The 24,442-nt window shown below is 59.9% G+C and carries 24 protein-coding genes and 2 pseudogenes; 19 read left to right on the forward strand and 7 right to left on the reverse strand.

Annotated features, from left to right (window positions below):
* Positions 1 to 7: 7 nt before the first annotated feature.
* Both galE and AB8841_RS02365 read right to left on the reverse strand, forming a co-directional pair.
* A complete protein-coding gene (galE, locus tag AB8841_RS02360) occupies positions 8 to 1,009 on the reverse strand; it encodes a UDP-glucose 4-epimerase GalE (RefSeq protein WP_370434270.1) in 1,002 nt (333 codons plus the stop codon).
* On the reverse strand, positions 1,009 to 2,088 hold the full coding sequence (locus AB8841_RS02365) for a UDP-glucuronic acid decarboxylase family protein (protein ID WP_370434271.1): 1,080 nt from the start codon (positions 2,086 to 2,088) through the stop codon (positions 1,009 to 1,011). The genes galE and AB8841_RS02365 overlap by 1 nt, the downstream gene beginning before the upstream one ends.
* Positions 2,089 to 2,549: 461 nt before the next feature.
* Between AB8841_RS02365 and AB8841_RS02370 the strand changes: the two genes are divergently transcribed.
* The 3 genes from AB8841_RS02370 to AB8841_RS02380 all read left to right on the forward strand — a co-directional run bounded on the left by AB8841_RS02370 (position 2,550) and on the right by AB8841_RS02380 (position 4,702).
* Positions 2,550 to 3,041: a DUF995 domain-containing protein gene (locus AB8841_RS02370; RefSeq protein ID WP_370435509.1), complete on the forward strand. Its 492-nt coding sequence runs from the start codon at positions 2,550 to 2,552 to the stop codon at positions 3,039 to 3,041.
* Positions 3,042 to 3,253: 212 nt separating this feature from the next.
* Positions 3,254 to 3,712 carry a DUF995 domain-containing protein gene (locus tag AB8841_RS02375; protein ID WP_370434272.1) on the forward strand — a complete coding sequence of 153 codons (459 nt, stop codon included), beginning with the start codon at positions 3,254 to 3,256 and terminating at the stop codon, positions 3,710 to 3,712.
* A 159-nt stretch (positions 3,713 to 3,871) separates the two neighbouring features.
* Entirely contained in the window at positions 3,872 to 4,702 is an 831-nt protein-coding gene (locus AB8841_RS02380; protein ID WP_370434273.1) for a glycoside hydrolase family 26 protein, read from the forward strand.
* Between the two features lie 65 nt (positions 4,703 to 4,767).
* Here the strand turns inward: AB8841_RS02380 and AB8841_RS02385 are convergent, their stop codons facing one another.
* Positions 4,768 to 5,421 (reverse strand): outer membrane protein, encoded by a 654-nt coding sequence (locus AB8841_RS02385; protein WP_370434274.1) that lies wholly within the window; start codon positions 5,419 to 5,421, stop codon positions 4,768 to 4,770.
* A gap of 71 nt (positions 5,422 to 5,492) precedes the next feature.
* On the opposite strand from AB8841_RS02385, the pseudogene AB8841_RS02390 reads away from it, so the two are divergent.
* The 9 genes and pseudogenes from AB8841_RS02390 to AB8841_RS02430 form a co-directional block, all read left to right on the forward strand.
* Positions 5,493 to 6,825 (forward strand): annotated as a pseudogene (locus AB8841_RS02390) (ISKra4 family transposase); the annotation flags it as partial.
* A 230-nt stretch (positions 6,826 to 7,055) separates the two neighbouring features.
* Complete coding sequence (locus tag AB8841_RS02395) at positions 7,056 to 8,348, forward strand: alanine racemase (RefSeq protein WP_370434275.1); 1,293 nt, start codon at positions 7,056 to 7,058, stop codon at positions 8,346 to 8,348.
* A 12-nt stretch (positions 8,349 to 8,360) separates the two neighbouring features.
* On the forward strand, positions 8,361 to 9,020 hold the full coding sequence (locus AB8841_RS02400; protein WP_370435510.1) for an amino acid ABC transporter permease: 660 nt from the start codon (positions 8,361 to 8,363) through the stop codon (positions 9,018 to 9,020).
* A 12-nt stretch (positions 9,021 to 9,032) separates the two neighbouring features.
* Positions 9,033 to 9,683 (forward strand): amino acid ABC transporter permease, encoded by a 651-nt coding sequence (locus AB8841_RS02405; protein WP_370434276.1) that lies wholly within the window; start codon positions 9,033 to 9,035, stop codon positions 9,681 to 9,683.
* A complete protein-coding gene (locus AB8841_RS02410; protein WP_370434277.1) occupies positions 9,670 to 10,398 on the forward strand; it encodes an amino acid ABC transporter ATP-binding protein in 729 nt (242 codons plus the stop codon). The genes AB8841_RS02405 and AB8841_RS02410 overlap by 14 nt, the downstream gene beginning before the upstream one ends.
* Before the next feature lie 51 nt (positions 10,399 to 10,449).
* Positions 10,450 to 11,238 (forward strand): transporter substrate-binding domain-containing protein, encoded by a 789-nt coding sequence (locus tag AB8841_RS02415; RefSeq protein ID WP_370434278.1) that lies wholly within the window; start codon positions 10,450 to 10,452, stop codon positions 11,236 to 11,238.
* A 62-nt stretch (positions 11,239 to 11,300) separates the two neighbouring features.
* Positions 11,301 to 12,338, forward strand: coding sequence for a succinylglutamate desuccinylase/aspartoacylase family protein (locus AB8841_RS02420; RefSeq protein WP_370434279.1), 1,038 nt, complete (start codon positions 11,301 to 11,303; stop codon positions 12,336 to 12,338).
* Positions 12,339 to 12,361: 23 nt separating this feature from the next.
* Positions 12,362 to 13,417 carry a LacI family DNA-binding transcriptional regulator gene (locus tag AB8841_RS02425; RefSeq protein WP_370434280.1) on the forward strand — a complete coding sequence of 352 codons (1,056 nt, stop codon included), beginning with the start codon at positions 12,362 to 12,364 and terminating at the stop codon, positions 13,415 to 13,417.
* 44 nt (positions 13,418 to 13,461) lie between these two features.
* Positions 13,462 to 13,923 (forward strand): RidA family protein, encoded by a 462-nt coding sequence (locus AB8841_RS02430; RefSeq protein WP_370434281.1) that lies wholly within the window; start codon positions 13,462 to 13,464, stop codon positions 13,921 to 13,923.
* A 554-nt stretch (positions 13,924 to 14,477) separates the two neighbouring features.
* Here the strand turns inward: AB8841_RS02430 and AB8841_RS02435 are convergent.
* Positions 14,478 to 14,753: a transposase gene (locus AB8841_RS02435; protein WP_370434282.1), complete on the reverse strand. Its 276-nt coding sequence runs from the start codon at positions 14,751 to 14,753 to the stop codon at positions 14,478 to 14,480.
* A gap of 377 nt (positions 14,754 to 15,130) precedes the next feature.
* On the reverse strand, positions 15,131 to 16,522 hold the full coding sequence (locus tag AB8841_RS02440; RefSeq protein ID WP_370434283.1) for an amidase: 1,392 nt from the start codon (positions 16,520 to 16,522) through the stop codon (positions 15,131 to 15,133).
* A 220-nt stretch (positions 16,523 to 16,742) separates the two neighbouring features.
* Between AB8841_RS02440 and AB8841_RS02445 the strand changes: the two genes are divergently transcribed.
* From AB8841_RS02445 to AB8841_RS02465, 5 genes are all read left to right on the forward strand, one after another.
* Positions 16,743 to 17,933 carry an ABC transporter substrate-binding protein gene (locus AB8841_RS02445; protein ID WP_370434284.1) on the forward strand — a complete coding sequence of 397 codons (1,191 nt, stop codon included), beginning with the start codon at positions 16,743 to 16,745 and terminating at the stop codon, positions 17,931 to 17,933.
* A gap of 121 nt (positions 17,934 to 18,054) precedes the next feature.
* On the forward strand, positions 18,055 to 18,939 hold the full coding sequence (locus tag AB8841_RS02450; protein WP_370434285.1) for a branched-chain amino acid ABC transporter permease: 885 nt from the start codon (positions 18,055 to 18,057) through the stop codon (positions 18,937 to 18,939).
* Positions 18,936 to 19,889: a branched-chain amino acid ABC transporter permease gene (locus AB8841_RS02455; protein WP_370434286.1), complete on the forward strand. Its 954-nt coding sequence runs from the start codon at positions 18,936 to 18,938 to the stop codon at positions 19,887 to 19,889. The genes AB8841_RS02450 and AB8841_RS02455 overlap by 4 nt, the downstream gene beginning before the upstream one ends.
* Entirely contained in the window at positions 19,867 to 20,583 is a 717-nt protein-coding gene (locus tag AB8841_RS02460; protein ID WP_370434287.1) for an ABC transporter ATP-binding protein, read from the forward strand. The genes AB8841_RS02455 and AB8841_RS02460 overlap by 23 nt, the downstream gene beginning before the upstream one ends.
* Complete coding sequence (locus tag AB8841_RS02465) at positions 20,583 to 21,299, forward strand: ABC transporter ATP-binding protein (protein ID WP_370434288.1); 717 nt, start codon at positions 20,583 to 20,585, stop codon at positions 21,297 to 21,299. Before AB8841_RS02460 ends, AB8841_RS02465 begins: the two co-directional genes overlap by 1 nt.
* A 352-nt stretch (positions 21,300 to 21,651) precedes the next feature.
* On the opposite strand, the gene AB8841_RS02470 is transcribed toward AB8841_RS02465, so the two are convergent.
* The gene (locus tag AB8841_RS02470; protein WP_370434289.1) at positions 21,652 to 22,458 is read right to left on the reverse strand and encodes an MBL fold metallo-hydrolase; all 807 of its coding nucleotides are present in this window, start codon (positions 22,456 to 22,458) and stop codon (positions 21,652 to 21,654) included.
* A gap of 185 nt (positions 22,459 to 22,643) precedes the next feature.
* On the opposite strand from AB8841_RS02470, the pseudogene AB8841_RS02475 reads away from it, so the two are divergent.
* Positions 22,644 to 23,024 (forward strand): annotated as a pseudogene (locus AB8841_RS02475) (enolase C-terminal domain-like protein); the annotation flags it as partial.
* A gap of 97 nt (positions 23,025 to 23,121) precedes the next feature.
* On the opposite strand, the gene AB8841_RS02480 reads toward AB8841_RS02475, so the two are convergent.
* Positions 23,122 to 23,463 (reverse strand): cupin domain-containing protein, encoded by a 342-nt coding sequence (locus tag AB8841_RS02480; RefSeq protein ID WP_370434290.1) that lies wholly within the window; start codon positions 23,461 to 23,463, stop codon positions 23,122 to 23,124.
* A gap of 150 nt (positions 23,464 to 23,613) precedes the next feature.
* Here AB8841_RS02480 and AB8841_RS02485 point away from each other — a divergent pair, with 150 nt between their 5' ends.
* Complete coding sequence (locus AB8841_RS02485) at positions 23,614 to 24,291, forward strand: phosphoribosyltransferase (RefSeq protein ID WP_370434291.1); 678 nt, start codon at positions 23,614 to 23,616, stop codon at positions 24,289 to 24,291.
* Positions 24,292 to 24,442: the final 151 nt, after the last annotated feature.

Raw genomic sequence — 24,442 nt, forward strand, 5'->3', positions numbered from 1 at the left:
GAGAGTGTTAGGCGATCGCCTTGAGGGAAGAGAACCGATTCAGCTCAAAATGAGGAGCCGCCGTTTGCACGATGGTGTCGATATCCGAATGGCGTGTCTCAAATCCGAGCTTGTCGCGAGCAAGAGTGCCATCGGCATAGAGTGCCGGTGGATCGCCAGGGCGGCGCGGCTTCGATACGGTTGGAACGGGTCGTCCCGTCACTCGGCCGACGGCCTGTATGATCTCTCTGATCGACAGCCCCGCGCCTGTCCCAAGATTCAACGCGAGGCTATCGCCTCCATCGAGCAGATAGCGCAGTGCTAGAAGATGCGCGTTCGCAAGATCACAGACGTGAACATAGTCGCGAACGCATGTTCCGTCTGGCGTAGGATAGTCGTCCCCAAATAGCTCAAAGCAGCAGGATAATCCCGACGCTGCCATGAGAATGCGCGGGATTGCATGGGTCTCCGGGTCATGCCGCTCGCCGAGTTCACCTTCAAGATCGGCCCCTGCCGCATTGAAGTATCGGAGTGCAACGTGTCGAAATCCCGCCGTGCGCTCGGCTTGCTGCAGCATCATTTCCCCAATGAGCTTGCTGCCGCCATAAGGATTGATCGGCTGTTGTTCCGTAGTCTCGCGAATGGGAAGTTCCGACGGGATCCCGTAGGTCGCGCAGCTGCTTGAGAAAATGATGTTCTCGATACCTGCGTCCCGACATGCATCGAGAAGGGACAAGGTTCCCAACACATTCACACGGTAGTATAGAGCAGGGTTCAAAACCGATTCCGCCACCGATGCAACAGCTGCAAAGTGCATCACGGCAATAGGGTTGAACACTTTCATGGTGTTCTGCAGGAAGGTGCTGTCCAGAATGTCGCCGACAACGAGAGGGCCCCAGCGAACGCTATCGCGGTGCCCTGTCGACAGGTTGTCATACGCGATGGGCTCAAAGCCATTTTGTGCCAGCAGCTTGCACGTGTGACTACCGATGAACCCGGCTCCTCCGGTTACCAGGACAGGGTGACGCATTACATGGCCCTCGCTTCATAGGCGAGATCAGGCGCATGGCGCATGGCCGGTCCGGAGAGAACATTGTCGAAATAGTTGATAGTCCTTATCAACCCCTCCTGCAGAGGGATCTTCGGACTCCAGTCGAGACACTTCTTCGCCTGGCCGATATCCGGCCTTCGTTGCTGCGGATCATCCTTTGGAAGAGCGTGGAACACAATGTTGGAGCGCGATCCCACCATGTCGATGACCATGGAGGCGAGTTCGCCGATGGTGAACTCTCCCGGATTGCCGAGATTGATGGGGAGCTCGATGTCATTTGGACTCTCCATGAGACGCACGAGTCCGTCTACAAGGTCCGTGACGAAGCAAAAGGATCGGGTCTGCTCGCCTGTTCCATAGATCGTAATGTCATCTCCACGAAGGGCTTGCACAATGAAATTGGATACAACGCGCCCGTCATCAGGGCGCATTCGTGGGCCGTAGGTATTGAAGATGCGGGCAACTCTGGCGCTTACCCCATGCGTGCGGGAATAGTCGAAGAATAGAGTCTCGGCGCAGCGCTTTCCCTCATCATAGCAAGCTCGGGGGCCGATTGGGTTCACGTTCCCCCAGTACGTTTCTTGCTGCGGATGAACATTCGGGTCACCGTAGATCTCGGATGTGGACGCCTGAAGGACGCGAGCATTCGACTTGCGCGCGATGTCCAGAACATTCAGCGCACCGAGCACACACGTCTTCGTTGTTTGAATTGGGTCGCGTTGATAATGCGGAGGCGAAGCTGGACACGCCATGTTGTAGATCTCGTCGAATGGTCCGAGATCGAACGGAAGCGAGACGTCGTGATTGACGACTTCGAGGCCGCGTCCACGCAGGTGCGTAATATTGCTGTGGGTTCCCGTACTGAAATTATCGAGACAGACAACGCTATGCCCGGCAGTGATGAGGCGCTCCATAAGGTGGGATCCCAAGAACCCCGCGCCACCCGTGACGAGAATACGCTTGTCTTTGGAGAGACCTGCAGAGGACCGCGTTGCAGACGGCGCGACGGAGGCATGGAGACCCTGACGCTTGAGATACACTGTGCTTCGATTTTTCATAAAGCCACCTCGTCGATGGTAGGAGTGCCTGAGACGCACGGTTGCCGAGCCTTTGAGCTTCCGTCCTCCAACCTGCCCCGCATGACCCTCTAGCGCAGCTTCACAATTTAGTAAAATTTTATTTAAATTTTGCACAAATTGTCTTGATCCCTCCAAGCTTGGGTTTTAGATCATTAACCATCGCGTGGTGGTCGCGTTGGCCATGCTCTCACGTTCGGAACATCATAATGTTACGTGCCTATGGAATGACTCTCGCAGGGCTTGCTGCTCTTCTGGCTTCTACGGTGGGTGCGCTCGCGCAAGCCGCCACCGGCCGCCAGTGCACGCCTCCCGTGCGAGATGTAGGTCTCTATCAAAATTGCCGTGTCGTTGCGCAGCCTGATGGGTCTGTCTGCCGCTGCAATCTACGCTCCGACAATGGACGTCGCTCTCTTGGGCAACTGGTCGCGGCGCGGCAGCCGATGGGGCGGGCGTCAATCGCAGGTGGGCGTTCGCCTATTGAGCCAAGCAAGCCGAATGTAACAACTCCGGCGTCCGGAGAGCGTGCCATGACCTCAAGTGAGCTCCAACAGATGTATGGCGGCAAGACTTGGATGTGGACCGACGGCGGCGGGTATTTTGATCCGAGCGGCTCGTTCTATGGTGCCGTAGGCAATAGCCCTGCCACCGCGTACCTCGCTCGCGGGCGGTGGGCGACAAGCGATCGGGGCGCCTTGTGCTTCCAGGCTCTTTGGGCAGGCCAGAGTGGTAAGAACGCGGAGGAGACCTGCTTTTACCACAAGGTCGCGAATGGAAGGATCCTTCAGAGGAAGGGCCAAGATGGCGAGTGGTACACCTTCAAGAGTCCGCGCGTCGGGCCAAAGGATGAATTCAGGAAAGTCATCACAGGTAATCGTATTGGCGATAAGATGACGCACCTCAGGTCAAAGTATCTCTACGGTCTTGCTATGTAGCGCTGACAGTGCGGCAGGGAGTTCTGCAATTTGCCGCTTCGGGCCGTTGCCTGCAACGACCCGGAGTCTGAAGAGAAGATTGCCGCATCGTGTCTGGAGCAAAAGTCATGCAATGTATGCGAAGTCTTTTTTCTACGGAACGGATTGCGCTCTGCATCGTCGCATTGCTCACGGTGGGCCAAGCATCCTACTCGACGGCCGATGCAAGGCCCGTGAGCAAGAAGCAGGCAAAGGGAAGCGACGATACGTTTGGACGCCCCTTATCCGCGGTGGAACTCCGCCAGCTTTACAACGGTAGAACATGGCTCTGGGAGAATGGCGGCGGCTATATGGATCCGAGCGGCCGGTTCGGCGCCATAATCGATAGCTGGAATGGGCGCATGTCGATGGCCGATGGCGAGTGGACCGCAAATGACAGAGGTCGCCTGTGCTTCAGGGGGAGCTGGCGGTCCCAGACCGGCAAGACACATTCGGAAAGCTGCTTCACGCATTATGCGTGGGGTGACGTGATCTATCAAAGGAAGGAGCCGAATGGCTCCTGGTATGTCTTCAAGCACTCGCCCACAGCAGAATCTGACGAGTTCAATATGATTGTCCCAGGCAACCGGATCGCCGTTCCGATTTCTTCGAAGCGACCAGCTCAAGCATCCGGCCGACGGAAGCGGAAGTGACGTACCTGGCTATAGGCATCACATGAGGATAACCAGATGAAGTGTAAGTTTGGCCTTGTGATACTCGTCTGCGCGTTTGCAGTCGCCAATCTCCGGTGCACCGTGCTGGCAGACGAGGCTTCGAGGTATCCTAGACTGGGGGTCTATGATCCACATCGCTTGCTCAAGGACGAGAAGAGCATCGCAATCGAACACACTTTTGTATACTGGCAGCGTTTCAGTCCGGAACAATACCAGACCTTCGCGAAAAGCGCGGCCGAGCGTAGTCGCGAGGTCATGGTGACGGTCGAGCCATGGACCCGCGCAGATAACTGGACGCGAGGTCGGGAAACTCTCCTGGACGACATCATCAATGGTGGCTTCGATAAGGAAATCGGTTCGGTTTGTCGCGCCGTGGGTGCCTCCGGATCGCCGGTGATGGTGACCTGGGGGCACGAAATGGATGAGCAAGAGGGACGTTACCCTTGGGCTAACCAGAATCCTGAGAAGTACAAGAAGGCATTCCATTACTTTGTGGATCATTGCCGACCGCTTGCACCGCATGCGCGCTTCGGATGGACCCCCAAGGGGGAGGAGACGCTCGGGGCATATTACCCTAGCGACGATTACGTGGATTTCATTGGGCTGAAGCTTTTTGACTTACAGGCTTGGAACCAAGATCACCAAGACTGGCGCAGCTTCGAGGATAAGTTTGATGCGTTGCACAAGCAGGTGGCTTCATTCGGCAAGCCGATCGTCCTGGCAGAATTTGGAGTGGAGGGCGACGACGGGTTCAGGCAGGCCGCGCTGGAATGTGCTCTGGAACGTATAGGAGCGTTCGATCACCTGGAGGCTATCGTTTATTTTAATGATAGAGAAACGTGGCGCTGGCCTCGACAGTACGGTCATCCGGATTGGCGAATTGCGAGCGGAGAGTTCTTCGAGTGCCGGCCGCAGTACATATCAACACTCATGGCGCCGATGAGCGGCCTTTTTTCCCCTGTTGAGTAGGATCCAAGCGCAAACAAAAAGGCCCGGTTTTCCCCGGGCCTTTTCTGTCGCGGATACGACGGATCTTAGTTGGCGCCGAAGCGGTAGTTCAGGCCGGCGCGAACCACACCGAAATCGGTGTCGCCGGTGCTGAACGTGCCAACGCCCGGAACCGTGAAGTCGTCGCTGTTGAGCTTCACGTACAGGCCTTCGAGCTTGGCCGAGAGGTTGTTGGTGATGGCGTACTCGATGCCGCCGCCGACCGTCCAGCCGTTGCGGTTGTCCGCGAAGGCCCAGCCGCCGGTGGCGTAGATCAGGGCGCGGTCGAACGCGACACCGGCGCGAGCACGAACCGTGCCGAACCAGTCGCCCGAATCACGGGTGATCAGGCCGCCGCCAAGACCGGTGAAGTCATAGGTGGTGCTGCCGAAATCGGCCCACTGCAGGTCGCCTTCCACGCCGACCACGAAGGAGCCCATCTGGTAGTTGTAGCCGACCTGACCGCCGCCCACGAAGCTCGCGTCGTTGTCGCTGTCGGCGAGGATGGTGTCGCCGCCGAACACGAGATCGTCATCGCCGTTGTTGAAGCCGACGCCGGCGTTCACACCGACGTAGAAACCGGTCCAGGTGAAAACTGAAGTGCCAATTGGGAAATCGACGGTACGCCCTGGAAGATCAGCTGCAGATGCGGCGACGTTCAGGCCGATGAAGGCCGCAGCCGCTGTAATGAAGGTTCTCATATCGTGTTCCGCCACAATGGGATGATGCCGGAAACTATTCCGTTAACCTTAACAAACCGTTATGATGCCGTGACCTGGCGAAGGTCGCCGATGGAGCCGAGGATCTGGGCCTGTCCCTATCCGAGAGCAAGGCCCTTATAGCGGCCACTCAGCAGCGGATCATCGAGGCTCTCAGGTCGATGGCTGGCTCGAGAAGCACCGGCATTGCCCGATCAGCGGCCGCAAACCCCGGCGCAAGGGCAGCCACCCGATCGCCTTTCGGACCTAGTTCGGCAATGTCCGCCTCAAGAGCCCCCGCTTCTACGTTCCCAAAGAGCGGCAGGCCAATGGTCCGGCGACGATTTCGCCGCTGACGCCGCTGCTTCCCGCCCATGTCGCACTGCAGCGCCTGTACCTCGAAACCCGCTGGGCCTCGCATGTCCCTATGCGGCAGCCGCCGATCTCCTGGCCGACGTGCTTTCTGTCGGGAGCGGCGTCAACGCAACGCCGTACGTCCGCACGTCCTGCGGGCTGCCGAGCAGATGGAAGGCGATCTCGTTCTTCAGCAAGCCTCATTTTCTGAGGGCACAGATCCTCACGATTGGGAGGAGCTGCCGGTTCCCGTGGGACGGATGGTCATTGGCCTCGATAGCGGCTACATCCGTAATTGGCGCGACAGGATGAAGGACTGTGAGCTCATTGGCAGCCAGTCCTTGCCCAGGAGGGCGAGGCCGCTACATCGGTCTTGTCCATGGTTACGATCGCAAGCCGCAGCGTCGCATCATTGACCATCTCCACTGGCAGGGCTTCCAGGCCGATCAGGATCTGGCCTTTATCACCGATGGCGGCGACGAGGTCCGTGCGCTTGCCGGGCGGATCAATTCGTGCAGCGAGCATGTGCTCGACTGCTTTCAAATCACCATGCGGATCACGGTCCTGCGGCAGTTCGCCCAGGGTCTGGTGCACCATGACAAGGAGGCCGGTGCGGCGGCGATCGATGAGTTGCGCCGGATCAAGTGGTTCCTCTGGCACGGCAACAGCTACCGCGCTCGGGAGGTCATCGATGATCTGGTGCTCGAACTGGAAGCTCTCGACAATCGCTATCCCAACCTGCGCAAGTTCAGTACGGCGATGCGGGCGTTCCAAGCCAATATTGCCAGCAACGAGGCCAGCCTGATCAACTATGGCGAGCGCTACCGATCCGGTGAGCGGATCTCCTCGGCTTTTATCGTGGCAACGGTGAACGTGATGATCAGCAAGCGCTTTGCCAAGAAGCAACAGACGCAGTAGAGCCTGCGCGGAGCTCATCTGCTTCTGCAGACGCGAACCAGGGCCCTGGATGGCTCGCTGCGTGCCGCACTCGAGCACTGGTACCCGGATATGACGAACGACAATGACAGGGGCCTCAGACGGTCAGCTGCCTGATTGCCTCACAGAACCTCATGCTCTCCTGAAGCAGTTCCGCCGCATCGCTACTCGCTACAACAAGACCGATCAGAGCTTCTCGGCCATGATCTCTCTTGTCGCCAGTCTCATGGCGCCCAAAGTGAATGTCCACAGGCATTAGACTAAAGGCGACTAAGCTTCCCGCCAATGACAACGTTGTCTTTTGGCTTGATGCGGCTATGGTAACGTTGTCATTTGATGGATGGGACATGGCGGACCTAAGATCACCCCTCGACGAAACGATCCGCGGAATACCTCCTGGATCCGGCTCGGTTTCCCACGACACTGTTGTGTCTCAAGCATGGCGCCCGGCCGACAACTCGATGCCGTTGCCTGTGCTGACCTTGGACGAGGCTGCCTTTCGCGAGAATTGCGGACAGATGTTCGGCTTTGCGAGGAGTCACGGTGCTGCCCTCGCGCCACATGCCAAGACGCCAATGTCTCCCGATATCGTCAAGCTATTGCTGGAGCAGGGTGCCTGGGGGGCTACAACGGCCAACCTTCAGCAGACGGCCGTTCTCCTCCAGGCCGGGTGCCGGCGGCTGCTTCTTGCAAACCAGATTGGCGGCGATGCGAGCGGGAAGCGGCTGGGTGAGTTGCTCAAGCGATATCCGGATGCTGATGTGCGAGTCTTCGCGGATTCGCCTCGGGCGGTCGGTGCACTTGCGGTTGCGGGTCAATATGCCGGCCGGCCAGTCCCGGTCCTTGTTGAGGTCGGGCGCGGTCGTGCCGGTGCACGGGATATCAACTCGGCGAGGGACGTGATCCGCGGCATCGCGTCGGACCCCGACTATGTGCGCTTTGCCGGAGCGGCGGCCTATGAAGGTGCAGTGGCCAGTGCCGATCCGGTGGCTACCCGGAAAGCGATCGAGGAGCTTTCCGAGTTTGCCGCGCAGACATTCCACTTGGTGCGAGAGCAGGCTCCAGGCACTCCGCTGTTGCTGAGTGCAGGAGGGTCCGCCTTCTTCGACCTGGTGGTCGCGGCATTGCGGCCGATCGTAACGGCAGACGGAAATGCCACCCTCGTTCTGCGCAGCGGCGCGATCTTCTTTCACGATCACGGCGTTTATGAGCGTGCGCTCCGTGCCATGGACGATCGCAAAGGGTTCGTGATCGACGGTCAAACCCGTTCCGCAGTCGCTGCCTTCACCCCGGCGCTGCGACTGTGGGCTGAGGTGCTTTCGCGTCCGGAACCGGAACTCGCCATCTGCGGCATGGGGATGCGGGACGTCTCTTTCGATCAGGACCTGCCCGTTGCGCTCAATATCTACCGTAACGGCCGCCCGCTTCCCAGTGGCGGCTCCACGGTTCCTCTGCGCGTCAGCAAGCTGAACGATCAGCATGCCTTTCTCAGTCTCTCGCCCGGGACCGATCTTGCGGTTGGAGACGTTGTGGAGTTCGGAATTTCTCATCCCTGCACGTGTCTTGATCGCTGGCGCGTGTTCTATGGGCTGGATGAGAACGGTCAGGTTCGCTCCGCCTTTCGGACCTATTTCGGATAGGCGGTCATGACTCTGAACTTCCAACAGCTCTGGCGTTATCAGGATCGCTTCATCGAGGGTGTCGTTCTTACGGTGACCCTAACGGGTATCGCGGCCGTTGCGGGCACTCTCATCGGCCTACTGGGAGCCGTTCTCGTTCGCAGTGGCCCACGTCCGGTGCGATGGCTCATTCAAAGCTATATTGAGGTCATCCGGAACACGCCTTCACTGATCCAGATCTTCCTGATGTTCTTCGTCCTGCCGGCTTCCGGTCTGAAGCTGCCCCCGTTCGAAGCCGCAAGCGTCGCCCTGAGCATCTACTTTGGAGCCTATGCAATCGAGATCATCCGTTCTGGACTCGACACTATTCCGCGGAGCCAGATTGAGGCGGGGGCCTGCCTTGGACTGTCCCGCTGGGAGGTGTTCCGACACATCGTCCTCGCACCTGCACTGCGCAATATCTATCCTGCCTTCACGAGCCAGTTCGTGCTGCTGCTGCTTGGAACCTCTATTGCATCCCAAATTTCAGCCGAAGAGCTGTTCCACACGGCGAGTTTCGTCGAAAGCCGCACCTACCGCAGCTTCGAAGTCTATACCGTTGTTTGCGCGATCTACTTCATACTCGCAATGGCTTTCAAAGGCATGTTCGCGGTTGTTGGCCGGCTGGCATTTCGCTGGCCAACGCGACGCTGATAAGGGGCAGACATGCGCGTCTTTACAACGTCCGATCTGATTTCGCTCTTTGCTGCGCTCCAATGGACGATCATTCTCGTCACCTTGGCAATTGCAATCGGGGCGCCTCTGGCGCTCGCCCTTGCTCTGATGAGGATCAGCAGGATCGCACCGCTACGCTGGATGGCGGCTGTATATCTCCAGCTGGTTCAAGGCATCCCACTCCTTGGGCTCCTGATGTTCTTCTACTTCGGCGTGCCTGTGTTCCTGGGTGTCCAGGTGCCTGCCATTGTGGCCGTCGGAATAGCATTTGCCGCGTACAGCAGTGCCTTCCTCGGCGAAATCTGGCGCGGTGGTATTCAAGCGGTGAAGCAGGCCCAATGGGAGGCTGCTGCCTGTCTTGGCATAACGCGGTGGCAGCAGTTCCGCTATGTGATTGCGCCACAGGCGCTGCGCATTGCTCTGCCGGCCACGGTCGGGTTCATGGTTCAACTCATCAAGGGCACCTCGTTGGCATCCGTCGTTGGATTCGTCGAGCTTGCTCGCGCAGGCCAGCTGGCAAGCGCGGCGACCTTCCAGCCTTTGCTGATCTACACAATCGTCGCCGCTATCTACTTCGCAATGTGTTTCCCACTCACCATCTGGTCGCGTTCCTTGGAGGCTCGTCTCAATGGCGCTCGTTGAAATCCGTGATGTACGCAAGAGCTTTGGCGCGAATGAAGTTCTGAAGGGCGTCTCGCTCGACATCAACGAAGGAGAGATCGTTACCATCATCGGGCGGAGCGGATCTGGCAAGAGCACGCTGCTTCGATGCATCAACGCACTCGAGCAGATCGATGGTGGCGAAATCCGGGTGGAAGGCAAGGTCGTCCGGACGGACATGCCGGATCTGCGGAAGTTTCGGCAGCGCGTCGGGATTGTGTTCCAAGCGTTCAATCTCTTTCCGCATCTCACGGTCGAGAAGAACATCACCTTGGCTCCTGTTCTCACCGGCAAAGTTGGTAAGCAGAAGGCGCGCCAGCTGGCGCTCGAGGTGCTCGAGCGAGTCGGCTTGGCAGAGAAGGTAGACTCCTATCCGGAGCGGCTCTCTGGTGGCCAGCAGCAGCGCGTGGCCATCGCCCGCTGCCTAGCCATGGCGCCACACCTTATGCTCTTTGACGAGGTAACCTCGGCCCTCGATCCGGAGCTCGTCGGCGAAGTGCTTAAGGTTATGGAGGACATGGCCCGGCAGGGCATGACGATGGCTCTCGTCACGCACGAGATGGGGTTTGCGCGCAATGTCGCCTCCAAGATCGTGTTCATGCATCAAGGCAAAGTCTGGGAGCAGGGACCGCCTGCCGAACTGTTCGCGAACCCTCGAACGCCAGAACTCAAGAGTTTCATCAGCTCGATCAAGTAGCGCGCCAGAGAGGCGACCTACGACGAGGCTAGCACAAGGAGAGGATCACTCATGAAGAAGTTACGCAACCTGATTGCTGCTGCGGCAGCATCCATTCTCATTGCGGTGCCCACATTGGCCAAGGCTGACAAGCTTCAGGACGTCCTCAGTGCAGGAACGCTAAGGGTCGGTCTGCTCCTGGACGCCGCCCCATGGGGGTTCAAGGATGCGAAGGGCGAAGCCGCGGGTCTGGACGTTGATCTCGCTAAGCTCATGGCGTCCGATATGGGGGTAAAGCTCGAAATCGTGCCGTTGACAGGCGCAAGCCGTATTCCGAGTATTCTGGCCGACAAAGTCGACGTTCTCATCGCTGCGATGGGTGCTACACCGGAGCGAGCGCAGCAGGTCATGTTCTCCCAGCCATACGCCGCCGTGAACCTCGGTGTATTCGGTCCGAAGAGCCTGCCAGTTACCAAAAATCCCGGCGATCTGAAGGGACACTCGATCGCGGTCTCCAAGGGTAGCACACTTGACGTGTGGCTGACGGACAATGCCAAGGATGCGAAGATTGTGCGTTTCGAAGATACGCCGTCGGCCATAGCGGCGTACCTGTCCGGTCAGGCGGAGACATTTGCCGAGAATAGCGCGATTGCCTTGAAGGTCGCCGAGGACAATGCCGGCAAAGAGGTCGAGCTCAAGTATCTGATCCGTCAGTCTCCCGCGCACGTTGGAGTTTCCCAAGGAGAGCAGAACCTTCTGAACTGGATCAACACCTTCCTGTTTTACAATCGACTGAATGGCAAGCTGAACGAGCTCCAGCTCAAGCACTTCAAGGAAGCTCAAACGCTTCCGCAAATGTAAGATTCTCAGCTCCGATCCCGCGGCGGCGATCCTTCGCCGCCGCCCTTTTCAAGGTTATTTTGATGCATACGGGCGTGTACCATTCGCTTGATTTCACCGCCGAAGGAAAGTCGGCGGACTTTCTCAGTATCCCCTTCTCGGTTGATCGCTCCCCTTACTTTCAAGTCAAGGTGCCGATGGTGCGGATCAAGCGGGGAACCGGTCCACGCGTTTTGCTGATGGCTGGCAATCATGGCGATGAGTATGAAGGCGAGCTCGCGCTGATGCGTCTTATCCGTCATCTCGGTCCGGACATGATCAGGGGGGAGATCACGATTCTGCCTGTCGCCAATACGCCTGCTGTGATGGCCGCGCGGCGGCGTTCTCCGCTGGATGACGGTAATCTCAATCGAGCCTTCCCGGGGGATCTCGCTGGATCACCCACCTTCCGGATCGCCTATTTCCTTGAACGGGAGTTATTTTCACGCCACGACGTGGTATTTGACCTCCATTCCGGTGGCACGACAATGTGTCATCTGCCCTGTGCGCTCATCGAGCGGCAAGGACCGCCGGATCGTTTCTCGCTGGCTTTGGATTTGATGAAGGCGACCGGTCTCGGCCATGGTTTTATTGCCGAGAATGGCGCCACAGCGCCTACATCTATGGCCGCCGCCGCGAGAGCGGGCGCCATCGGGCTCAGCGGCGAGTTTGGTGGCGGCGGAACGGTTACCCCTGGAACGATGGCTGCGACAAGCAGGGCGATCGACAATCTTCTGCTGAAACTCGGTATCGTCGACGAGCGGGTGCTCGGTTCTGAGGCCAGCGATCGTGAGCCCATGCAATTGCTTGCTCTGGACAGCCATCAGCAATCGATCTTTGCCACCCGTCGTGGCTGGTTCGAACCCGCTGTCGTTCCTGGCGCTCGAGTGGAAAAAGGCGACGTTGCAGGGTGGTATCACGATCTAAGCCGGATCGACGCGCCGGAAGAAACGCTTCGCTTCCACGAGTCCGGAATTGTCATCGCACGTCGGCTTCCAACAGACAGCGAGGCAGGAGACTGCCTGATCCAGGTCGCAAGGCCGATTGACGAACGGGCGGTTCTAAACTGGCCAGCACGATGAATGGGAGCCGAGACGGAGGATCCGTGTCACCGACCTTTGATCAAGTCGTCCGCATCGGAAAACCCGTCAGTTTTGAACACGGGGTCGACCGGAAGCCCGTGCGCATCGAGGAAGTGGCGCGCATTGCCGGGGTTTCGCCCATCACGGTTTCGCGGGCTCTCCGCCAGCCGGACCGGGTATCGGAGGAAAAACGCCTCAAGGTTCAACGAGCCATTGAGGCTACCGGCTATGCATCCAACCCTCATGCGCGAGCATTGAGATCCGGTCGCTCGAACATCGTTGCGGCTTTCGTCTCAAACATTCACAGCCAGCAGTTTGGACTGGCCGTTCAAGGCTGCGCCGAAGTGATGGAGCCGCATGGGTTCCAACTCATGATCGGACAAACCTCGTATTCTTATGCGAGGGAAACATCGATGATTCAGTCGCTTATGGCCTTGCGTCCGGCGGCTGTCCTATTCACCGGTGTGGTGGAGCTGGAAGAAAACAGGACATTCCTGCGGGATCTTGGTATTCCCGTCGTGGAGACGTGGGCTTTCCCACCCGACCCGGTTGATATGCTGGTCGGGTTTTCCAATACCGATGGCGGTCGAATGGTCGCGCAGCACTTCGCGGCGCAAGGATACCGCCGCGTCGCGTTCATCGGGCGAAGCGGAGGTCGCGGCCAACTGCGCCTGGGGGGCTTCCGTGAAGGTGTGCGCGCCTCGAATCTCGAGCTGGTGGCAGAGCTGAACTTGGATACGGTTTCAGGTCTCTCGGATGGCCAGCGGGCTCTAAACCAGCTCCTAGCCTGTCATGAGAAGATTGACGCTGTTTTCTGCGCCAATGATCTCATTGCAATGGGTGCATTACTTGAGGCTTCCAGGTGTGGGCTGAATGTGCCGGACGATATTGCAATTGCAGGATTCGGGGACAGCGATTTGGCGGCTGAGATCCCGCCGGGCCTGACAACCATTCGGATGGACTGTCGTCGGATCGGCTATCGCGCCGGCGAAATGCTGCTCGCCCGCTTGAGCGGAGTAGCACCCGACGTATCCAGCGAGACCGTCACATTGGAGATTGTTAAGCGCGGAAGCACCTAAATCCTAGGCTGAAGATCCTTTAATCAAACGAACAGGAATCTGGCATGACCCCTGAAGAAAAGCTAACGGCCCTTGGTCTGACTCTGCCCGAAGCGCCGGTACCGGTTGCCAATTACATGCCGTATCGTTGGGCGGGCAATCTGCTGTACCTGTCAGGGCAGGGGCCAAAGCGCCGGGACGGAACGTATCGCCCCGGGCGCCTTGGCAGAGATATCTCAGTCGAAGAAGCCTATGAGGAGGCTCGTCTCACAGGGCTAAATCTCTTGGCTGTTGCGAAATCGGCCCTCGGTGAACTCAACCGGATCGAAGCTGTCGTCAAGTTGCTCGGCATGGTGAACGCCGAGGCTGACTTCTTCGATCATCCGAAGGTGATCAACGGATGCTCGGACCTCCTCGTCGAGGTTCTAGGGGACGCCGGCCGTCATGCACGTTCCGCCGTCGGAATGGGATCGCTGCCGAATCGTATGGCGGTTGAAGTCGAAGCCATCCTTTTGGTCAGAACGTAAGCCTACAGACCGATCAAGGCGTGTAGACATTCATTCGTGGGCAAGAGGCTGGCGGCGAGATAGATCCTGGCTGAGATGCTCTGATCGGTCTTGTCCGAGCGGGCGACAATGCGGCCGTACTGCTTCGGGTCATAGAAGAAGATCTCGACGAGATTCCGCCGCGGATCCGAACCGCTTTCAGGTCTGGAGCTCGGGCTACAGCATCGGACGTGAAATCGAATTCACGTCCGATGCTATAAGTCTATGTTTTGAGCATCTTTTCAGGCAAAACCAGTTTCCACTTCCCGCGTTCGATGCTCTAGGAAAGCCGGACGACAGCTACCCTCAACCGCGAGTGAAGCGGCGAGTGGCCATTGAACCGGTGATCGGACACTCGTGGGCCGATTACCGGATGAGATAAGTCATCTGAAAGGTCGGGGGGAGACCGCATGGCCACCCTCCCGGCCGCATATAGGGACGACTGCCAGCTGCGGGACCTGTTATCTGGCGCTCCAGCGGAAACTCTCCGATTGTGTGCATCAAGTTCTGCAAAGCGAGGCGGCCGAACAGGCTGGCTAAGCGGCTTCGCGGAGTTGATCCTTCTTGTGCTCCTTCAGGTCCTCCATGTTGAGGTAGCGGTGCACCTCAAGCCAGTTCTGGCTGTCGGAGCCCGAGCGATCGCCGAGGCGGGTGGCCGTGCGCTGCCCCTTCTCGGCCTGGAGTGCATCGGTCACCTCGGCTTCGAGCATCTCTTGCATGACGGCGCGCACGATTTCGCGCAGACCATCCGGGCTCTGGGACAGAAGCTCCTTGATGGCAGCGGCGGCAGGTTTATCCTTGACGATGGTCATGGTGGGGCTCCTCTCGGAGGGTGACTTGGACATCACCATCCTGCCATGATCGCCCCGATCAGGCGATTTGCAGAACCTTTACCACACTACTCGAGCATCGCCCCGTCGGCGGCACCAACTGAAGGCGCAAGGGCGCGTATTCGGCGTGCGCGAGTATAGTCCTTGATGCGTACTGAGCTCACAGGGCATCGTGCGCAAAGGTGGATCCGGTTTTGCGCAGGAAGATTCGCGTTATAGAGAAGCGACACGGCGTGCATGTGAATGTCGGAAGTTCTGTCTGGTGCGAACGTCGTTCGTCTCTGGGATGGTGCTTGGGCGCCAGTTCGCCAGAAGGGCCCCCCATTAAAGGAAGAGCCCTCCCGCGATCCCGTGCTTGATCAGCGGATGAAGCGTTCTAGGTCTGGACCCGTGGACGAACCGAGAACTTCCTCGATCGCCAGAGCAACTGCAAGTGCTTGAACATCAGCCCCTTCTGGACAGATGATCTGCAACCCTATCGGGAGCCTTCCAGGTTTCTGCGGTAGCGGGATGCTCACGGCGGGACACGCGAAATAGTTCGCAGGCTGAGTATTGCGCGTCATGCCCAGGGCGAGATCGAGGGCTTTCCTCTCGTCGGCGAGGTCAGCTACAGGCGGTGCAGGAGTGGCGGTCGTCGGAGTGATCCAGCCATCGAATCCGAAGAACTTCCTGGACACGCTCTGCCGCGACCTGGTTCGCTGCGCCTCGAGCGCTAGATAATCTGCCGCCGTGACATCAAGGCCGGTTGTCGCGCGCTTCGCGACAATTGGATCCATCCGGTCGCGCCCGGCAAGGAAACGATCTCGGCCAAGCGTCGCGATGAGGCAGGCCGGGAGAACAGCGGGGAAATAGTGCTCGCGCTCGCTCGCCTCGGGAACGGAAACGGGGCTCAACCGGCAGCCTGCGGCCGACAGTGCGTCCAGCGCATCCTTGATCTGCGCTTCGACGATCGGATCGAGATTGTCGAAAAAGTACTCTTGAGGAACACCGAGGCGGAGTGCTTCGACAGGAAGTGGCCGGGCTTCCGGCGCACCGGTGAGCGCAGCCACCGCGAACGCTGCGTCTCGCGCCGTGCGGCTCAGCAGGCCGGGGGTATCCAGATGAGGCGCCAGCGGGAACGCCCCCTCGGTCGAGAAGAATCCGGGCGTCGTCTTGAGACCGAATATCCCGTTGAACGCGGCGGGAACACGAACCGAACCGCCTGTATCGGAGCCGATGGCGAACGCACATAAACCGGCAGCAACTGCGACGCCCGAACCGGAGCTCGACCCTCCAGGCAGGCGCGGAGTCCGTGCGTCCCATGGATTCATGGGAGTCCCCTGAGCACTGGACACGCCAGTGATACCGAGCGCGAACTCAACGGTCTTGGTCTTGCCGAGGATGACGCATCCTGCCTGGCGCAAGCTCTTGACCAGAGGACCTTCTTCGCCAGCGATATCGTCGATGCTCATCTTGGAGCCCGCTGTCGTCGGCATACCATCGACGACGAAGAGATCCTTCACGCCGACCGGGACGCCCATCAACGGGCCAAGATCCGTGCCGGCCGAATAGAGCGCATCGAGCGCGCGGGCGGTCTCAAGCGCCTGCTCGGCGGCAACATGCTGGAATGCGCCGAGCAGCGGATCGAGGACCTGGATGCGGGAGAGATACGCCAGGGTTGCCTGCTCGGACGAAATCTCGCCGTTTCGAAACCGCCGGGCGAATTCCGGCAGCCCGCCTTGCCCAAGCGGATCATTTTCCAGTGCGATCATGCAGCGTTCCTCGTTCTGTTAAACCCAACGGCTTTGCGCAGTTGAGGCATGTGAACCGTGGAAACGGTCAATTTGCAATGGAGGATAATATCCGATCGGACGCTGTCGGTAAAAAGTGTTTGGCAAGGCTCTTGCACGCGCACTAGGGTGACGCGCTGCATGACGGGCTTGCCCGCAGCTAACGGCTTCCTGACGAAGCAGAGAAAAGGTGAGGAAATAAATGAGGATCGCTATCGCCGCTGCCTTGGCAGCCACTCTGTCCGTGGTTGGCGCCCCAGCCAGGGCGCAGGTTGAAGTCGGCGTTATCAACAGCCTTTCAGGTAACTTCGCTGCATTCGGCGAACGTTATCGCACGGGCCTCCAGGTTGCGCTCGATGAAATCAATGCAAATGGGGGCATCAATGGGCAAAAGCTGACCCTGACGATCCAGGACGACCGGTCTGAAGCGAAGAGCGCACTTGCCAGTGCGGAGAGCTTTGCAAGCAAGGGCGTCCCGCTTGTTATCGGCTCCTATGCCTCCTCGATCACAGGCCCTCTTGCACAGTTCTTGACGCGCCAGAAGGTTCCGATGATCGTTCTGGGCAGCGCCGACGACAGCATCACCAAGCCGGGCTCACCGTGGGTATTCCGCGCGAAGCACAATTCGACGATCGTCGCCAAAGCGTATTTCGACTATTTCGATCATCTCAAGAACACGAAGAAGGACGTGCCTCTTGAGACGGTCGCTATGCTGTACGGTAACGGTGCATGGCCGACCTCCCTCGCAAAGGAGGGCAAACGCCTCGCGTCCGAACGCGGATACAAGGTTGTGGGCGATCAAGCCTATGATCAGGGCGTCACCGACTTTCGGCCGATCCTGAACCGTTTCCGCGGTGCCAATCCGGACGTCCTCTATATCGTGTCCTATGCGGAGGACGGCGTCGCCATTACCCGCCAGATGCGGGAGGTTGGCCTGAACGCCAAGGTCTTGGCGATCGATACGTCCGCGGCTCTCCCAAGCTTCGTTCAGCAGGTCGGAAAATCGGCGGACTACATTGCGACGGCCGTCAGCTGGAGCCAGGACGTGAAGTACCCTGGCGCTCAGGAGCTCTACGAGCGTCTGAAGGCCAAGGCCGGCGGTGAACCTTCGTTCTATGAGGCAGAGGGGTATCTCGCCCTGATGGCCGCCGCCGATGCGCTGCGTCGTGCCGATCCGAAGTCCCGTGACTCCGTGCGCGAAGCGCTGGCTGCGACAGACATCACGACCCCGGTGACTACGGTGAGCTTCAAGAGTGCGGACGGCTTCCAGGGACAGAACCCGATCCGGAGCCTCATCCTGCAGATCCAGGACGGCAAGCACGTCACCGTGTTCCCGGACGATCTCGCCGCGAACCCGCCGCAGCACCCAACGCCGGAGTGGTCAACACGCTGACGCGACAGGGCTGGCGGCACCGCCGCCGGCCCGATCAAAGCGGCAACGACATTAAAGGACTGGCTCGCAGCTGCGCATTGTCGCGCAGCAGATCGATGCGTGCCAGCAATCAGGAATAAGAATGGCCGGTTTAGATATTCTTCTGCAGAACGTCGCCAACGGCGTTCTGATGGGAGGCGTTTATGCTCTCATCGGAATTGGCCTGACCCTCGTGTTCGGGGTCATGCGTACGATCAACTTCGCACACGGCGATTTCGTCGTGCTCGGCATGTACAGCGCCGTCCTCTTCAATGCCATCCTCGGATGGGACCCCTATCTGTCTCTGCTTCTCGCAATGCCGATCGGCTTTTTCGCCGGTGTCGTCGTCGAGCGCTTCATTCTCTCACGGGTCGTCGACGCACCGCCCGAATCGGCGCTTCTGGCGACGCTTGGAATCTCTTTGATCATCGGCAACGCGATCCTGCTCACTTTCGGCGGCGAGCCGCGCTCCGTCCAGGTGTCGTATGCCTCCTCGACCTTCTCGATTGCCGGGGTCAACGTCTCGATGGTCCTGCTGCTTGCCGGCGTCGCCACGGTCGTCATGATCGCGGCGCTCTACGCGCTGCTGAATCGAACCGAGATTGGCCGCGCCATTCGCGGAACTGCGGAGAATCGGCTCGGAGCCGAGCTCGTCGGCATCGACACCCGGCGGATTCACAGCATCGTCTTCGGCCTCGGGGTGATGCTGGCGGTCATGGCTGGCGTCACGCTCATCCCGCTCCTGTTTGCGACCCCGACCAACACGGGAGCAGTGTTCACCCTGAAGGCCTTCGTCGTGACGGTCCTCGGCGGCCTAGGGAACGTCGGTGCGGCGATCGCCGGAGGCATCCTTTTGGGCGTGGTCGAGGTTCTGGGGGCGTCCTACTTCATGTCCGAGTATCGCGAGGCTTATGGATTGATTGCATTCCTGCTGATCCTGCTTTTCCGGCCCGAGGGCCTTTTCGGACGGACGGTGAAGCGCGTATGACAAAGCATCTCATTGGACTGGGCGTGCTGCTTGCTGTCGGCATCGCCTATCCGGTCATCTTCCCGAATAACCTGACAGTCGCGATCTCTGTGCTGCTGTTCGCCGGCTGGGCCACGTCATGGGACCTGCTGGGCGGATGGAATGGCCAAGTGAGCCTCGGTCATGCGTCGTTCGTGGGCCTCGGCGCCTATTTCGTGGCGATCGGGCAAAGCCAGTTCGGTCTTGCTCCCTGGTGGGGGATGGCCATGGCGGCTGCTTTTGCGGCGGTCCTCGGCTATTTCTGGGGACGGCTGACCTTCAGCCTACGTGGGCCGTACTTCTCTCTCTCGACTATCGCAGTGGCGGAGATCCTCCGCCTGGTCGCCATTAATGAAGAATGGCTGACCGGAGGCGCTACGGGGGTGTTCCTGGCAACTCTTCCGGAGCCGTTCGGCATCGACCTCTTTTCGAGAACGGCCCAGTTCTACATGGCGCTCGCTTTCGCGGCAGGGGTGATTGCTACCATCATCGTGATCTCCCGGGCCCGGTTCGGCTATCAGCTGCGGGCCGTTCGCGAGGATGAGGATTCGGCAATGGCCGCAGGCATCGATCCGACGGCGACGAAGCTGAAGGCGTTCATGCTGTCGGCTGCACTCACGTCGATCGGCGGCGGCATCTATGGGATCGTGCTGGCTTTCATCGAGCCGCACGTCATCTTCGCCCTTCTCCTGTCCGTGCAGATCGCCCTCACGGCCATTATCGGCGGGCGTGGAACGATCTGGGGACCCGCCGTCGGCGCGTTCGTAATGATCGGCGCGGGAGAGACGTTCCGCACCACATTCGCCGAGGCGAACATGCTGATCTACGGGATGCTGATCCTCGTGGTCGTGCTTTTCGTTCCTCGCGGCATCGTCGGGGAATTGGCCCGCAGACATATTCGGAGGCTCTATGCCAAACGTGCTCAGGGCTGACGGCATCACCGTCAAGTTCGGCGGGGTCACGGCCGTCAACAATGTGTCCTTGTCCCTCAGCTCCGGCGAGATCCTCGGGCTGATCGGCCCGAATGGAGCGGGCAAGACGACCCTGTTCAATGCGGTGACGGGGTTTGCCCCGATGCATTCCGGCAGGATCGAATTGCTCGACAGGGATGTCACGGCGCTGCCGGCATTTAAGCGGACCCGTTTGGGCTTCGGCCGGACATTCCAGACCGAGCGACCATTCGAGGAGCTGACGGTTCTGGAGAATGTGCTCGTTGCTGCTTTCCTGACGGTTGGCCGGCGGAGCGAGGCCGAGCGCCTCGCCATGAGGGTCCTCGAGCAGGTGGGGCTGGCAGATCGCGCGCACCAGCCGGCGCTCGACCTCAACCTTGCCCGCCGGCGGCGACTGGAGCTGGCGAAGGCGCTCGCCGTGAAGCCGAAGGTAATCTTCCTTGACGAAATCATGGCGGGTTTGAATCCTCCGGCGCTTCGGGAGATGATCGCCTTCGTGAGATCATTGAGCGCGCAGGGTCTCGCGGTCCTGATGGTCGAGCACATCATGGAGGCGATCATCGAACTGTCGGATCATGTCATCGTGCTCGCCAGCGGCGAGAAGATCGCGGAGGGCACTCCGCAGCAGGTTACGAGCGACGAGCGCGTCATCGAAGCGTATTTGGGGACCGATTGATGAGCGACGCAATTCTGCAGGTCGACAAGGTTGACCTTGGCTACGGCGCGCTGAAGGTGGTGTTCGGTGCGTCTCTCCATGTGAATCGCGGCGAGCTGGTCGGTCTCGTCGGTGGAAACGGCAGCGGCAAGTCAACGATTCTCAGGGCGATCTCAGGCATGATCGCCCCGTGGGCCGGACGCGTCCTGTTCGCCGGCGAGGAAATCAAGGGAGCACGGCCTTACCAGATGGCTCGCAAGGGGTTGGCTCATGTGCCTATGGGCCGTCAGCTGTTCCCGAACATGACTGTGCGGGAAAATCTGATGCTGGGGGCCTACTTGCCTGAAGCAAAGGCTGCCCGGCACGAGAACATGGCAAAGGTCGAAGCCCTCTTCCCGGACCTCATTCGCCACGCCAACGCCATGGCGGGGCAATTGTCTGGTGGACAGCAGCAGATGGTGGCCATTGCCCGGGCGCTTATGCTCGGCCCCAAGATGCTGATCATGGATGAGCCCAGTCTCGGACTGTCGCCGCTATTCGTCAAAGAAGTGATGGCTGCCATCAGGCGGGTCGCAGAGACGGGTCTTCCAATCCTGCTTGTGGAGCAGAACGTGAAGCAGGTTCTCGCCGTCAGCCACCGCGTCTACGTGCTCGAAAATGGCAGGCAGGTGCTCGATGGTCCATCTGAGGAGTTACAGGGCCACCCGATGATCCGTAAGGCGTATCTCGGTCTTTAGGCTACAAGTGACAAGAGCAACGAGCCCATCACGCATGTAAGCTGGGCTCGTGCATATCAGGGAAAGGACTTCCGCCACGCATCCTGGTGCCGGTAGCAGCAATGGTCGGGTCGTCACTCCCCAGACGCAAGCGCTTGGTCTGCTTCGGCGCTTAGGAGCCGGCGTTCGTTGAGCGGCCGGAATTCGAATGCTTGACCCAAACCGGACGTTGCTGGGTTCTGAAGCCGATTGCTGTGGGTAGCAGTTCCGTGCAGGTTATGACGCCCACGCTGCCGATATTCCGATCAAGAGTCCCAACTGAATGGGACAATGAGCCATCACCGCAGGCCAGGTTCCCTGAAATATGGGAATTTCAATCCCGGATGGCCGCCAGATAGCGCTCGATGGACCGAGCCACCGCCGCCTTGCCGTCCTGCATGATGTTGCGATGCGCGAAGGCGCCGAAGACGCGCTCGTAGGGATATGGCGCAACGCCCGCGCCGATCCGCTCCACGGCGGTGCGATTGAGCGGAATGTAGTTGGGATAGCTGCGCATGAAGCTGACGAAACGGCGGTCCTGGGTCACCTGGAGGTTGTCGCCGACGAACAGGTCGCCGCGACCGTCGGCGCCGCTGGCGTGATGCAGCACGGTGCTGCCTTCGAAATGACCGCCGGTGCGGATCAGGGTCAGGCCCAGCCCCAACTTCAGGGTCTCGCCCGACCAGAACCGGATGGATCCATGCGGGCGCATGACCCATTGGCGGTCGTCCTCGTGCAGGTAGACCGGCGCACCATGAAACGCTTCGCTCCATTCGGCGAGCGCCGAGTAGTAATGCGGATGCGAGATTGCGATGGCCCTGAGGCCTCCCAAGCGACGGATCCGCTCGACCGCCTCCTCGGTGACCAAGGACACGCAATCCCACAGGACAGCGCCGTCTGAGGTCGGAACAGCGAGCGCGCGCTGCCCGATGGCGAAGGCGGGCTCAACCCCGATGCCGGTGAGGCCGCCTTCTTCCGTAAAGGCATTGCGATGTGTCTTGCGCAAGGCCTCGAATGTCGTCCATTCCTGCCCGGACCAGCGCACATATTGGCGCACATCCTCACAGACAGGGCAGAACGGAGGCGGCGCGGCTGTCTCTTCGAACTGAGCGCCGCATTGAACGCATAGGAAGTGGGCCATGAAATCCCGTCACAATTGCGAAAGTCTACCGATGCGCACCCGGCCTCGAGGTCAGGCCACGGATCGAGGGATGAGCGTCGATAGGCAAGCCTAGCACATCGTGCGGAAAAGAGAGCCCAATTCTCGCTGGCGCGACCTTGCGTTTGCGCAGAACGATGGGCTCTTCCACGAGTGGAGCATCGACACCCGGCCCGATGGCGACCAGCGAGAACCTGCTCTCGCACCAGGACGCGCGCAACCTCCTGCGTTACGGCGGCATGCGCCCGGACCGCGACTGGCTGCAATTCGATTGTGCCCTGAGCTACGGCTTGGTTGAATACTTGTGCATCCTCGACGTGCTTGCCCAGCTCGGCTGGTCAGCCTCCCGTTGCATCCCGCATGGCGGACACCAGATGTCGCTCAACATCGCAGCCGGGCTCGGCCTCGGCGGCAATGAGAGCTACCCTGACCTCTTCCAGCCCTATGGCGGCTTTCCGGACAACGTACGGGTTGAGGATGGCTACATCGTCATGCCCGAGTTGGCTGGTATCGGCTTCGAGGGCAAGTCCGGGGCAAGTCCGACCTGATCAAGGTCATGCGCGCGTTGGCGGCGTGATTGTCCACATAACCCCGCAAGTTGTGGCCGTTCCCTCTGGCTCCAACAGGACCGTCCTGAGGTTTTGATCAGGATTGCTCGCGGCCATGCACCTGGGCCGGTGGAGCGGTCGCTTCGACGGCCGTGAAGGTCTCCAAGATCCGATAGGTGTGCTCGGTGCCGGCCGGAACCGTCCAGGAATCGCCGGGCTCCAACCGAACGGTTTGCCCCTCGATCTCCAGCTCGGCCCGTCCCGCGATCACGTAGCCGACCACCTCATACTCGTGCTTGTGCGAGAGCTTGTCCCGGGTTGGCTCCTCCTCCCGCCACAACCGCATGGAAACGCGCTTGCCGGATGCGAGATAGATCTCGCCTTGATCCCCGGTCGGCGAATGGGCGCTGCTGACCTTCTTCACAGTCGTGTCGGTCATCGGCTCCTCCTGTCTCTCCCCAGGAAACGTGGCGGGCACCCGCTGCGTTCCCCCTTCGGGCAGCTCGAGAGACGGTTCCGTATCGGACGACACTCATGGGCCCAAGCGCGGAAACCGGTTCGCCCCGCACGCGCCAAGGAGGCTGAAGCCATGTATCCCGAGGATCTGAGCTTTCGCGACCGCGCCGATGCCGGACGCCAGCTTGTCCCTCGTCTCAGGCTCTATGCTGCGCAGCACCCTGTCGTGCTGGCACTTCCCCGCGGCGGCGTGCCGGTGGCGTTCGAAGTCGCTAAAGGCTTGGGGGCACCGCTCGATCTGATCTTCGTGCGCAAGATCGGGGCTCCCGGCCAAGCCGAATTCGGTCTGGGCGCAGTGGTCGACGGAGCTCACCCTCAGGTCGTGCTCAACAAGGAAGCACTTGATCGGGTCCGCGTGCCGTCGGGCTATATCGAGGAGGAAACCCAGCGGCAGCTCAAGGAGATCGAGCGCCGACGAGAGCATTATCTCGCTGGTCGGCGGCCGGTCGATGTGGAGGGCCGCGTTGCCATCGTGGTGGATGACGGCATCGCCACGGGCAGCACCGCGCAGGCAGCGTTGAAGGGGCTGTCCCGCGCCCGCCCCGCCCGGCTGATCCTTGCCGTTCCGGTCGCCCCGGCCGACTCCATTGCCCGTCTCAGGGCAGAGGCCGACGAAGTGGTCTGCCTGATGACCCCGGGGGCATTCTACGCCGTCGGCGAGCACTATGACGATTTCCATCAGACTTCGGACCGGGAGGTGACCACGCTTCTGGACGAGGCCCAGCTTTGGAACAGGGAGAATTCCCCATGAACGTCACCACTCTTCGTGCCCTGTACGTCGCCAAGCGCCAGGAAGTCCGCAGCATCGGGGAGCAACTGCCGGGCCCTGCGGAGGATGGCCGATGTGGCAGGCCGTCCTGAACTCAAGCAGGGGATCCAACCCACCTGGAGGAGACCCACGC

This window comes from Microvirga sp. TS319 (assembly GCF_041276405.1).
Taxonomy (GTDB): domain Bacteria; phylum Pseudomonadota; class Alphaproteobacteria; order Rhizobiales; family Beijerinckiaceae; genus Microvirga.